The following is a 12,607-nucleotide window of genomic DNA, read 5'->3' on the forward strand; positions in this document are numbered from 1 at the left end:
TATTTTGAATGTGTGTTTGCAGTAGATGAAATATTCACCTGTGCATGGTTTGAGATTACATATTCAATATAAAGAACGCAATAGAGGCGAGAAAATGTAAAGGTAAGGTTAAATATTGGATAAAACTTGATAAAATTATCAATATGCTAGATTCAACTACTGTAGCCGGAATTGATAGTGTTATTCGCTAAGAATTCGCGTGCTTCCATAATGTTTGTGTCTTGGTTTTTTACAATCTAAGTGCTGATTTAATGTGCGATTTTATGAGCCAGTACCATATTTTGTTCTAAATGTTACGCTAACTGTAGTAGATTTTTTGTGCGACAATTGAATTTTTATAGGTTCATTGCGGCTAAATTTAGTTAAATTTTTTTATTAATATATTGAGAGTTTAACGACACTTTCATAGGCTTGGTGAGCAGAGTCATGTTAATATCATTCCATCTTAATTATCCGAGGTTTTATTATGAGTCGTGATTTAAAAATTTCTGCTGTGATCATTTGTTCTATTATCGCTTTTCTTACTGCGTACGCCGCTATTGTTGTTACGCATTAATAACGTGTTCCAAAGAACATATTGCTATATAGAGTTAAGGAGTGAGTGTGAAAAATAGTGGCGTTATTACCGATGCGGGTATGTCTATTGACTTCACTACACTCAATAAGTATGCCAACGGACGGCATGCTTTAGTTGCCCAAGGAGGAGGCCAGAAAGGTATTTTTACTGCAGGTGTTCTTGATAGCTTTCTTGAAGCAGCATTTGACCCTTTCGATGTTTTCTATGGCACATCGGCTGGTGCTTTAAATTTAACCTCGTATATTTGTCGTCAACGAGGACTAGGTAAAGCTTTCATTACTGAGCTAACCACTCGCCCAGAATTTTTTCGCTTATTTAAACATATTCGTCGCAAACAGCGTCTCGATCTTGATTGGGCTTTTGATCAATTAGTTGCTCCTCCCTATTTACTTGATATTGATGTAGGTCGTTTTGCTTTAGGTGGCCGAGGGGCCTATGCCGCTGTGACTAATATGACTGATCTTCACGATGAATATTTACCGATCACTTCTAATAACTGGTCTGATACCTTAAAAGCAACTTGTGCAATCCCTGCTTTATATCGTCATGAAGTTGAAATCGATGGTAAGTATTACGTTGATGGTGGCGTTTCTGCTGCTATTCCTGCGCAAGAGGCTTGGCGTAAAGGTGCTCGCTTAATTACGGTTATTCGTACAGAGCCAATAGATTTAACCGCAGAAGTCAGGCAAGATCAAAGCGCTACCGTGCTTAATTCATTTTTAAATAGAGTAGGGTTAGACCAACATTTAGAATCACTGCAAACTCGTATTGCGGAAAGAACGGCAAGTTGGCGTTTGGATTTTGATAGCTTCTTAAAACAACGTATTGAGCGATCTAAACTCATTGAGAAAGATCAAGCGAAGCCATTGCTAAATGGTGGACGTTGGTTGTTTGGTAGCAGTGATGTATATCGCTTATGCCATTTATTAGGTGACCAGTTCGATGCGGGTATCATGGATATGCTACTAGTACATCATCAAACCTTTACGCTGACTCATAACTTTATGCTTAAGCCGCCAGATGATTGTTTCATTTTACAAATTGCTCCCGATCAGCCATTAAGGTCTTCACCATTATTGAGTAAGCCTGAAGATTTAGAGTTCGATTATCAATTAGGCCTTCAGGCCGGGCGACGTTATGTTGAGCAATTTTCTACTCTTGTATCAAAGCCTGCGGTTATTCATAAAAGCGCTTATTCCTAATTTGAATCTTATTTTAGTGATCTGATTCGATAAGCGATCGAAATGAAAGTTAACTCGATCGCAATTCTTCCTTCCTTTTATGCCCACCTGAATATTTTACGCCAAAATTTCTTTTTAAAGCCGAAGGTTAATATACCCAAGTGGCTATTGAAACGTTATTTTGCGGTATAAATGGAGTGGTCATGGAAGAGAAAACTTTTCTCACGTTTGTTGTGATGAATACTCGTCTTTTAAAAACAGGTGGTGCAGCTTCGCATCAATTTAAGCAAGAAGGTGGTTACATTGGTAATGATGCTAGTTGCCATTGGATTCTGCCAGATCCGAATAACGCGCTTATTACCCCCTATTGCCAGATTAAGTTTGAAAATGGCGAATATCATCTTATTGATATTCAAGGTGGAATCGGCATTAATGATGAGTCGCCTCAATTTGATCAACAACGACATATAAAAGTAAAAGATGGAGATGTCTTCCGTATCGGCTCATATCAAATTAGAGCGCATTTGAAAGTCGTGGAAGTGGAAACAGAGCAACGTTATCGCATGGCCGAAACCGTTGCTTCTAGCGTACAAGAAACTTCTAGTGTACAAGAAACAACGCCCTCATATATTCCTCAACTCGATATTGATTTGCCAGCGGCGCGAGAGGCTCAAGCATCGAAAACCGAGGTTGAACCATCCATCAAGCAAGATGATCAGGACAAGGAACCAAGGATGTCACCTTCAATCAATACCACTACCAATGAAATTAATGAACCACTTGCGGCGAGTATTGCCGGGCTGATAGCCATTCATAGCCGACAAGATAATTCTTTTCATTTATTAAATCGCAGCTTTCAGCCGATTCAAGATAACCCGTTGCAAATGGGGCTAACGCCAGAAGAAACCAAAAATTTGATGTTTGGTGAGGAGCGCAGTCTATTTCATTTAGAGCCTACTCAAGCGATTGAAAGTAGTTTTAAATCCATAGAGTCGCACAGCGAGCGAATGCATCAGGCAACAGAATTAGCCTTAAAATATATACTCAATGAGTTCGCACCTGAAACCTTGTTAAAGCGCTTTGAAACTTACCGTAAAAATGCACCAGATAATGTTGATAAAGATGCTTGGGCTTGGAAGATGTACCAGTCGTATTTTTCTGAATTGACATCAGGAAGACAGAAAGGTTTTGAAAAGCAGTTTTGGGAAGTGTTAGAGCAATCGTACGATACTTTACAGCGTAAGCAGCCTTAAATTTAGGTAGTCTTCCTAGAACAAACCGCTCAATGAAATCGGCCTCGATACCCAAATAACGGGATATCGAGGCCTTGCTTTATATACCTAAGTTACTAGGGTATGAGTTTATTCTACTTCAATGATGCGCATGCAGTTGGTTGAACCCACCAAGTCCATTACATCGCCTTGAGTGATGATGACTTTATCGCCTTTCTCAAGTAAGCGGTTTTCTTTCAATGTCGCAATCGCCGCTAATGCGCAGGGTAGGCCAGAGCCTGCATCATGCTCAAAAAATACTGGTGTCACACCACGGTATAGTGCTGCTCGGTTGAGGGTTGTCTCATTACGAGATAAAGCGAAAATAGGTAGACCAGAACTTAAGCGTGACATCATTAATGGAGTACGGCCTGATTCAGTCATTGAAATGACGGCAGTGATGCCTTGCATATGGTTAGCAGAGTACATGGTTGCCATTGCAATGGTTTCTTCTGCCGATTGGAACTTACGGTCTAGGCGGTAGTTTGACACATTAACGGATGGCATTTTTTCAGCGCCAACACAAACTTCAGCCATTGATTTGACGGTTTCAATTGGGAAACTACCTGCCGCAGTCTCCGCTGAAAGCATTACCGCATCGGTGCCATCCAATACTGCGTTCGCCACATCCATTACTTCTGCACGTGTTGGCATTGGGCTTGTGATCATGGATTCCATCATTTGTGTCGCGGTAATTACGTTGCGATCTAGACTACGCGCACGGCGAATCAGTTGCTTTTGAACACCAACGAGCTCCGCATCACCAATTTCTACCCCTAGGTCACCACGGGCTACCATCACCACGTCAGACGCTAGGATAATATCATCCATGCTTTCTTCGCTAATAACCGTTTCCGCTCGCTCAACTTTAGCCACTAATTTTGCTTCTAGACCAGCATCACGCGCCAAGCGACGTGCATAATGCATATCTTCACCATTACGTGGGAAGGAAATAGCAAGGTAGTCCACTTTGATTTTTGCAGCCGTAAGAATGTCTTGTTTGTCTTTTTCAGTTAAGGCGTCTGCGGATAAGCCACCACCTTTTTTGTTGATACCTTTATTGTTTGAAAGAGGGCCAGCAACCGTGACTTCAGTATGTACTTTATTGCCATCGACACTGGTTACTTTAAGTTGAACGCGGCCATCATCAAGTAACAGAATATCGCCAGGGCCAACATCTTTTGGTAGTTCTTTATAATCTAAACCGACAGCATATTGATCACCTTGGCCTTTTTCAAGATCGCTATCAAGTGTGAATTTATCACCAATATTTAATTGAATTTTGCCATCTTTGAACGTAGAAACACGAATTTTAGGACCTTGCAAATCACCTAGAATAGCCACGTGAATGCCTAATTTAGCGGCAATGGTGCGTACTTTTTCTGCTCGGATAATATGGTCTTCAGCAGAGCCGTGTGAGAAGTTCATTCGCACTACATTGGCGCCAGCTTTAATAATCTCTTCAAGGACATTATCTTTATCGGTTGCAGGGCCAAGAGTCGTGACAATTTTGGTGCGTCTTAAGCGTTGAGACATGAATTACTCCATCTATGATTAATAAATTATACTTACGTTACCACTAATTGAAGTGATATTTCATGGCTTTATTTGATATAAAATGTATTCATATAATTTTAAGGTGTATTCGTTTTGAGCAGTTTTTTAGCTAGATTTCACTTAGAATAGATCAGATTTGAAATTAAGCGTGATACTTGTCACGCAACCATAGTATGGCACTTCACAATTACTTCGCAGTGTAAAAAAATTGAGCTAAGTTTTTTTTAAGGAGTACGTTATGTACATGGCTCAACCTGGTCATATTGATCAAATAAAGCAAGTCAATACAGGTCGTGTATATAAACTTATCGATCAGTTTGGCCCGATTTCTCGTATCGATCTATCAAAACTAAGTGGTTTGGCACCTGCCAGTATCACTAAAATCTCGCGGGAATTAATGGAGGGCCACTTAATTCATGAAACGGTGGTGCAAGAGTCATTAAGTCGCGGGCGTCCCGCTGTTGGTCTTCAAACCGATAATACTGGTTGGCATTTTTTGTCTATTCGACTAGGTAAAGGCTATCTAATTATTGCACTACATGAATTAGGTGGAGAGGTTGTCGCGGATTATAAAGTTGATATTGAAGCTTCCGAACAAGATAAACTTCAGCAACGTATTTTGGATGAGATCGAAGTGTTTTTCGCTCAGCATGCGCATCTTGTCGAAAGGATGACCAGCATTGCGGTTACACTGCCTGCTTTAGTTAATTTTTCAGAAGGTGTGGTTCTTCAGATGCCGCATTTTAATATTCAAAATTTAGCGCTTGGTCCTGCAATCTATGCGCAGACGGGCGTGCCAGTGTTTATTGCTAATGATACTTGTGCGTGGGCACTCGCTGAAATGCTGTTTGGACACTCCCAAGAAGTCGATAACTCTTTACTAATTAGTAATCATCAAGGTGTCGCAGCGGGCGTAATTTTAAATGGTCGTCTTGCGTATAGTCGCAACGGTAATATTGGCGAACTGGGGCATATTCAAGTTGAACAAGATGGCACTTTATGTGAATGCGGTAAACGAGGTTGCTTAGATACTATTGCTTCTTCTGAAGCAGTATGCAGGGCGGTAACCGAACAAATCGTGCAAGGGCAAGAAACTTCTCTTACTGCGAATAATATCACTATGGATAAGATTTGCTCAGCGGCGGTGAGTGGTGATGAGTTTGCCATACAAGTTATCGAAAAGTTAGGCAGAGATTTAGGGAGGGGGATTGCCATCATGGTTAATATCTTCAGCCCTGAAAAGATTTTATTGGGTGGCGCTTTAACCAAAGCAAAATCGATTTTATTCCCTGCCATTGAACAAGCTTTGCAGCAGCACAGTTTACCTATCTTTCACAAAGATGTGCCTTTAGTGGAAAGTAAGTTCTTCACTCAAACGACGATGCCAGGTGCGGCATTGATTAAGCAGGCGCTCTATGATGGATCATTACTCTTGAAGGTCGTTGAAGGTTAATTTCGATATAGAGTAAATAATAAAAATAAAGCCAGCGTAATTGCTGGCTTTGTTGTCTCTGGTGAGCTGAGTTAAGGCTTACGATTTAAATAGCTTATTTCGTTCTGGCTGGGCATCAATGCATTGACCATGAACCTCTTGGCTTTCCACTGCCATCAGGTAAACGTACAGTGGCATGATATCTTCGGCCGTTTTTAGCAGATTAGTATCTTCTGCTGGATAAGCTGAGGCACGCATTTTGGTACGAGTTGCACCTGGGTTAATCGCATTAACGCGAATAGGGGTGTCACTGAGTTCATCTGCCAAAATTTGCATCATGCCTTCGGTAGCAAATTTAGAAATAGAATAACTTGCCCAGTAAGCTTTGCCGATATGACCAACGGTTGAAGAGGTGAAAACAATGCGGCCGTTTTCTGATTTTTTAATCAGAGGGAGTAATGCTTGAGTCATTAATAGCTGCGCTTTTACATTGACTTGCATCACTTCATCAAAAGCACTTTCTTCAATTTGTTCAAATGGCGTGATCGTACCTAGTAGACCAGCATTATGTAAGATGCCATCAAGTTTACCGAATTGATCTGCAATCGTATCGGCCATATCAAGGTAGTTCTGTTTGGTTGCCCCTTTCATATCAAGAGGGATAATCGCCGCTTGCGGGTAACCTTTCGACTCGATCTCATCGTACGTCGCTTCTAGTTTGGACACGGTGCGTCCTAGTAAAATAACGGTTGCGCCATGTTGAGCGTAGTGTAACGCGGCTTCTTTACCTATACCATCGCCAGCACCAGTGACTAAAATGGTTTTTCCAGTAAGCGCTGAAGGGGAAACTGAATAATTCACCGTATGTAATCCTTAATCTAACTTTATGTCATTTATACCCATCTTATTTGAAGTCACTTGGGTATATGCAATAATGTACCGCTATTTCAAATAATAAGTGGTTAGCATCAACGTAAACTCGCTTACCATACACTAAACCGCAAGTTTTGAGGGAATGATATTGGAATTTTTGTTGGATTATGGGCTGTTTCTAGCCAAAGTCGTGACGTTCGTCGTTGCGGTAATCGCATTGTTTGTTGGCATTAAAGTATTAGGCGGAAAGGGCGGTCATGCGAAAGGTGAATTACAGATCACTGACTTGTCAGAAAAGCATACTGAAACGGTCGCGCAACTAGAAGAACACTTGCATGATGAAGCGTATTTAAAAGCGCGTCATAAAGCACAAGAAAAAGAGCAAAAAGAAAAGAACAAAAAAGAGGCCAAAGAGGCGAAAAAGGCCGCAAAATCCGGTGAACTGGTTGATACCCGTAACCCTCATTTATTTGTTTTAGATTTTAACGGCAGCATTGATGCTAAAGAAGTCTCTTCTTTACGTGAAGAAGTCACCGCGATTCTTTCGGTCGCGAAAGAAGGGGATGAAGTGCTACTTCGCCTAGAGTCTGGCGGTGGCATGGTTCACGGCTATGGTCTAGCTTCTTCTCAACTCGATCGTCTTAAACATGCCAAGATTCCGTTAACCATTGCTGTCGATAAAGTAGCAGCAAGTGGTGGCTATATGATGGCTTGTGTGGCGGATAAAATTGTTTCAGCGCCATTTGCGATTGTTGGCTCGATTGGTGTTATCGCACAAATTCCGAACTTCAATAAATTGTTGAAAAAGAATGATATTGAATTTGAGCAAATGACCGCAGGCGAATATAAACGCACCTTAACCATGTTTGGTGAAAATACTGATAAAGCCCGCGATAAGTTCAAGCATGAATTAGAAGAAACCCATGTACTATTTAAAGACTTTATCCGTGAGCACCGTGCAGAGCTTGATCTAGAGAAAGTGGCTACAGGTGAACATTGGTTTGGCACCCAAGCGCTTGAGTTAGGGCTGGTGGATGAAATTAAAACCTCAGATGATTTAATTGTCGCAGCGACTAAAGAAAAATCAGTACTCGCCTTGCACTACGTTCGCAAGAAAAAACTATCGGATAAAATTTCTGGTAGCGCAGCGAAAACCGTCGATAGTGTACTACTTAAATTGATCTCTAGAGGCCAGCGCCCAATTGTATAGCAGATACCTCTAATGAGGTAGGCGCATGAATAACTGATTTATATCAATCTTTATTGAATTAAGCTCACATCTCGTGAGCTTTTTTTTAGCTTGATGGTTTTTTATTTTGAGTCTTTTCTATTGGTTTTAGCCGATTTTAACGACTTTTTTGTGGTTTTTCATGGGTGATTTCTTGTTGTGAAATTAACTTTTCCAGCTTTGAACTATGATTAGAAAGCTTGAATTTGATGACATTAAAAAGCAATATTCAGCCATCATCCTTGTTTTTGTATCTAATTGTTACGAGAGAAAAAATGGACAACAATCAATTTGAATCATTAATGCCACCTGAAATGGCAAAAAAAGCCGCTGAAGCTGGTGTTTACAAAGTTAATAAATCTTTCTTTAAAACCTTTATGCTTGCAGTTACAGCTGGCATGCAAATTGGTATTGCATTTATTTTTTACACTACGGTAACTAGTGGTACCGCTGACGTGGCTCCAGGCTTTTCACATTTTGTTGGTGGTTTAGCATTTAGCCTAGGTTTAATTCTTGTGGTTGTAACTGGTAGTGAATTATTTACTAGCTCAACCTTAGTGGTTGTTGCTAAAGCGAGTGGTTTGGTGACCTGGGGGCAATTAGTTAAAAACTGGCTTCAAGTTTATTTTGGTAACTTCGTGGGTTGTATTTTGCTAGTCGGTATAATGCTCGTTGCTCAACAATATATGAGCGATGCGGGTGGTATCGGTTTGAATGCGATGCACATTGCTCAGCATAAAATGCACCACTCTTTCGCATCAGCCGTTGCGCTAGGCACAATGGCTAACTTACTGGTATGTATCGCAGTTTGGATGTCTTATGCGGGCCGCACATTAACAGATAAAGTGTTAATTTTGATTCTGCCTGTTGCGATGTTTGTCTCATCAGGATTTGAGCATAGCATTGCAAACATGTTTCAAATCCCATTTGCGATTGGTATCAAAAACTTTGCACCTGCTGAATTTTGGGAAATGACTCATACAACAGCCAGCCAGTTTGCCGACTTAAATATGGTTGATTTCGTAGTGAATAACCTTATCCCAGTCACCATTGGCAATATTATTGGCGGTAGTCTATTTGTTGGTTTGTGGTTCTGGTCAATTTACCTACGAAAGTAATGTAACCATAAATAAGTGACATAAAAATGCCCTAGCTGAGACTAGGGCATCTTTTTATATATACTCAAGTGACTTGGGTAAAGGTCTAATATCTGAATTAGTGCACTGTATTTTCTAAGGTGAATTCTTTAGATAGATGATGTGCGAGATATTTGAACATATTAAATACGGCTGTGGTTTTTTCAGTCGGCAACCCTTGTTCATCTAAGAAATATTCGCCTTTGAAAATCAACACATCATCTTTCTCTATTACTGATGTGGCACGCATTCCTTCCATATAATTTGCATGTTCCTGAATGACTTGGTTTGCAATCAGAAGGAGTTCAAATTCGGAGATGGCTTTTTTACTACTCATAGTGGCCTACTTAGAATGAAAGTTAAGGTTTGGTTGAATATCATTAAATAAGGCGCTATTGTCCGCCTCAATTTGATTATAAAGTTTATACCTAACTCGTTGCTTGGTATAGCGAATGGCAGTAAAAAATCCTGAATTTTGTTTTTCAATAATCGTAGTAGATGGTCAGTTATCTTACTGCATCTTAGTTGGCGATATGTCGTTCACTCAGCATGAAAAGTGAAAAAACAGGTTGATCTTATTTAAAACTCACTCGATAGTAAAAAAAGAAGCAATTAATTAAAGCAGCGTGCGTAATCAATAAACGCGACCTGATGAGGATGTTTAGAATTAGTTATGGGCAAATCTCTTGTTATTGTAGAGTCACCAGCTAAAGCGAAGACTATCAATAAATATCTTGGAAAAGATTTTGTTGTGAAGTCGAGCGTTGGCCATGTACGTGACTTACCTACTGCCGGTCAAAGTAGTGGAAAAAAAGCGGCCGCGATTTCAACTAAAGGTATGAGTCCTGAAGAAAAAGCTCGTATCAAAAAAGAAAAAGACAAAGCAGCCCTGATTAAAAAGATGGGTATCAACCCTTACCAAGGCTGGGAAGCGAACTATCAAATCCTTCCGGGTAAAGAAAAGGTTGTTGCTGAATTACAGAAATTAGCCAAAGACGCCGATTGCGTTTATCTCGCAACCGATTTGGACCGCGAAGGGGAAGCTATTGCGTGGCACCTTCGTGAGATCATCGGTGGTGATGATGCGCGATACAAACGAGTGGTTTTTAACGAAATTACTAAAAATGCCATTCAACAAGCGTTTGAAACGCCAGGTGAATTGAATCTAGATGGTGTGAAAGCTCAACAGACACGACGCTTTTTAGACCGAGTGGTTGGCTTCATGGCTTCACCTCTACTTTGGAAAAAAGTGGCGCGTGGTTTATCTGCAGGTCGTGTTCAATCGGTTGCAGTGAAGCTATTGGTTGAGCGTGAACGTGAAATCAACGCATTTATTCCAGAAGAGTTTTGGGATATCCATGCTGATACGACAACATTAAATAATACTGATTTCCGTTTATTAGTGGCTCAAAAAGCTGGTTCAGCCTTTAAGCCAGTTAATGAAACGGAAACCAAAGCAGCATTATCGGTACTTGAAAAAGCCACTTACGAAGTTTGTAAACGAGAAGATCGCCCGACCTCAAGTAAGCCTTCTGCCCCATATATCACCTCTACATTGCAACAAGCGGCAAGTACTCGCTTAGGCTATGGGGTGAAAAAGACCATGATGCTCGCTCAGAGACTCTATGAGGCGGGTTACATCACTTATATGCGTACTGACTCAACTAACTTGAGTAAAGAGGCTGTAGAAGCTTGTCGTGAGTTTATTCAATCTGAGTTTGGTGACGCATATTTACCTGCCAGTCCTTTAGCTTACGGTAGTAAACAAGGCGCTCAAGAGGCGCACGAAGCGATTCGTCCATCTAGCGTTGATGTAAAAGCTGAAGACTTAAACGGTATGGAAGCCGATGCCCACAAACTTTACGCCCTGATTTGGAATCAATTTGTTGCCTGTCAAATGACACCAGCAAAATACGATTCAACCACAGTAAGTGTTAAGGCGGATGACTTTACGCTAAAAGCCAAAGGTCGTATTTTGAAGTTTGATGGTTGGACTCGTGTTCAACGTCCAATGGGTAAAAATGAAGATCAAATTCTACCTGAAGTGAAAGTTGGCGATACGTTGTCGCTAAAACAACTCGATCCTAAGCAGCACTTCACTAAACCGCCAGCACGCTATACCGAAGCGGCGTTAGTTAAAGAGCTTGAAAAACGTGGTATTGGTCGTCCATCGACTTATGCATCGATCATTTCAACCATTCAAGATCGTGGTTATGTAAAAGTTGACCAACGTCGTTTCTATGCAGAAAAAATGGGTGAGATTGTTACCGATCGCCTGAATGGTAGCTTTAATGATCTGATGGATTACGACTTTACTGCTCGTATGGAAGAAAAACTCGATAAAATCGCCGAAGGTCAACTGACTTGGACTCAAGTTCTTGATGAGTTTTTTGAAGCCTTTACTGCGGATTTAGACAAAGCAGAATTAGACGAATCTGAAGGTGGCATGATGCCAAATAAGATCGTTGAAACGAGTATTGAATGTCCAACCTGTTCTCGTCCTATGGGGATTCGTACTGCGTCTACTGGTGTTTTCTTAGGATGTTCAGGTTATGCACTGCCACCAAAAGAGCGTTGTAAAACCACTATTAATTTAGGTGATGAAGAAGGTGTAGTGAACGTTTTAGAAGAAGACGTTGAAACGGCGGCTCTTCGTGCGAAAAAGCGTTGCCCAATTTGTGAAACGGCAATGGACGCTTACCTGATTGATGACAAGCGTAAGATGCACGTTTGTGGTAATAACCCGAACTGTGAAGGTTATGTGGTTGAATTCGGTGAGTTCAAACCAAAAGGTTACGATGGCCCATTAGTTGAGTGTGATAAGTGTGGCTCAGATATGGTGCTGAAAAATGGCCGTTTTGGTAAGTACATGGGTTGTACTAACGAGGAATGTAAAAATACTCGTAAGATCTTACGTAACGGCGAAGTTGCGCCACCGAAAGAAGATCCAGTACATTTCCCTGAGTTGCCTTGTTCTAATTCGGATGCTTATTTCGTACTGCGTGATGGTGCATCTGGTTTATTTATGGCGGCAAGCAATTTCCCGAAATCTCGTGAAACTCGCGCACCGCTAGTTGCTGAAATGGCAGAATACAAAGATCGTATTTCTGAAAAATTCCATTACTTAGCGTCTGCACCGGTTGCCGATCCTGATGGGATCCCAACAGTCGTTCGCTTTAGCCGTAAATCGAAAGAGCATTACGTGCGTTCAGAAGTAGATGGTAAGCCATCTGGTTGGACTGCTCTGTATATCGACGGTAAGTGGGAAATTACAGACAAGCGTAAGAAACCAAAGAAATAGGTTTTTAATCGCTTAACGAAAAACAGCCCGATGTGTTTGCATCTGGCTGTT

At 40.9% G+C, this 12,607-nt stretch carries 9 protein-coding genes; 6 read left to right on the forward strand and 3 right to left on the reverse strand.

Annotated features, from left to right (window positions below):
• Window positions 1–603: 603 nt before the first annotated feature.
• Both K358_RS0112370 and tagH read left to right on the forward strand, forming a co-directional pair.
• A complete protein-coding gene (locus K358_RS0112370) occupies window positions 604–1,779 on the forward strand; it encodes a patatin-like phospholipase family protein (RefSeq protein WP_027697117.1) in 1,176 nt (391 codons plus the stop codon).
• Between the two features lie 182 nt (window positions 1,780–1,961).
• Window positions 1,962–3,011 (forward strand): type VI secretion system-associated FHA domain protein TagH, encoded by a 1,050-nt coding sequence (gene tagH / locus K358_RS18825; protein WP_027697118.1) that lies wholly within the window; start codon window positions 1,962–1,964, stop codon window positions 3,009–3,011.
• A 108-nt stretch (window positions 3,012–3,119) separates the two neighbouring features.
• On the opposite strand, the gene pyk is transcribed toward tagH, so the two are convergent.
• A complete protein-coding gene (pyk, locus tag K358_RS0112380) occupies window positions 3,120–4,565 on the reverse strand; it encodes a pyruvate kinase (RefSeq protein WP_027697119.1) in 1,446 nt (481 codons plus the stop codon).
• 259 nt (window positions 4,566–4,824) lie between these two features.
• Between pyk and mlc the strand changes: the two genes are divergently transcribed.
• On the forward strand, window positions 4,825–6,039 hold the full coding sequence (gene mlc, locus K358_RS0112385) for a sugar metabolism global transcriptional regulator Mlc (protein WP_027697120.1): 1,215 nt from the start codon (window positions 4,825–4,827) through the stop codon (window positions 6,037–6,039).
• A 78-nt stretch (window positions 6,040–6,117) separates the two neighbouring features.
• On the opposite strand, the gene K358_RS0112390 is transcribed toward mlc, so the two are convergent.
• Window positions 6,118–6,879 carry a YciK family oxidoreductase gene (locus K358_RS0112390; RefSeq protein WP_027697121.1) on the reverse strand — a complete coding sequence of 254 codons (762 nt, stop codon included), beginning with the start codon at window positions 6,877–6,879 and terminating at the stop codon, window positions 6,118–6,120.
• Window positions 6,880–7,033: 154 nt separating this feature from the next.
• Here K358_RS0112390 and sohB point away from each other — a divergent pair, with 154 nt between their 5' ends.
• Both sohB and focA read left to right on the forward strand, forming a co-directional pair.
• Entirely contained in the window at window positions 7,034–8,101 is a 1,068-nt protein-coding gene (gene sohB / locus K358_RS0112395; protein ID WP_083962820.1) for a protease SohB, read from the forward strand.
• A gap of 293 nt (window positions 8,102–8,394) precedes the next feature.
• A complete protein-coding gene (gene focA / locus K358_RS0112400; protein ID WP_027697123.1) occupies window positions 8,395–9,237 on the forward strand; it encodes a formate transporter FocA in 843 nt (280 codons plus the stop codon).
• Window positions 9,238–9,334: 97 nt separating this feature from the next.
• Here focA and K358_RS0112405 read toward each other — a convergent pair whose 3' ends face one another.
• Entirely contained in the window at window positions 9,335–9,592 is a 258-nt protein-coding gene (locus K358_RS0112405) for a YciN family protein (protein WP_027697124.1), read from the reverse strand.
• 336 nt (window positions 9,593–9,928) lie between these two features.
• Here K358_RS0112405 and topA point away from each other — a divergent pair, with 336 nt between their 5' ends.
• Window positions 9,929–12,556, forward strand: a complete 2,628-nt coding sequence (gene topA, locus K358_RS0112410; RefSeq protein WP_027697125.1) for a type I DNA topoisomerase — start codon at window positions 9,929–9,931, stop codon at window positions 12,554–12,556.
• The last annotated feature ends 51 nt before the right edge of the window (window positions 12,557–12,607 follow it).

Source organism: Vibrio litoralis DSM 17657, assembly GCF_000426765.1.
GTDB classification, from domain to species: Bacteria; Pseudomonadota; Gammaproteobacteria; order Enterobacterales; family Vibrionaceae; genus Vibrio; species Vibrio litoralis.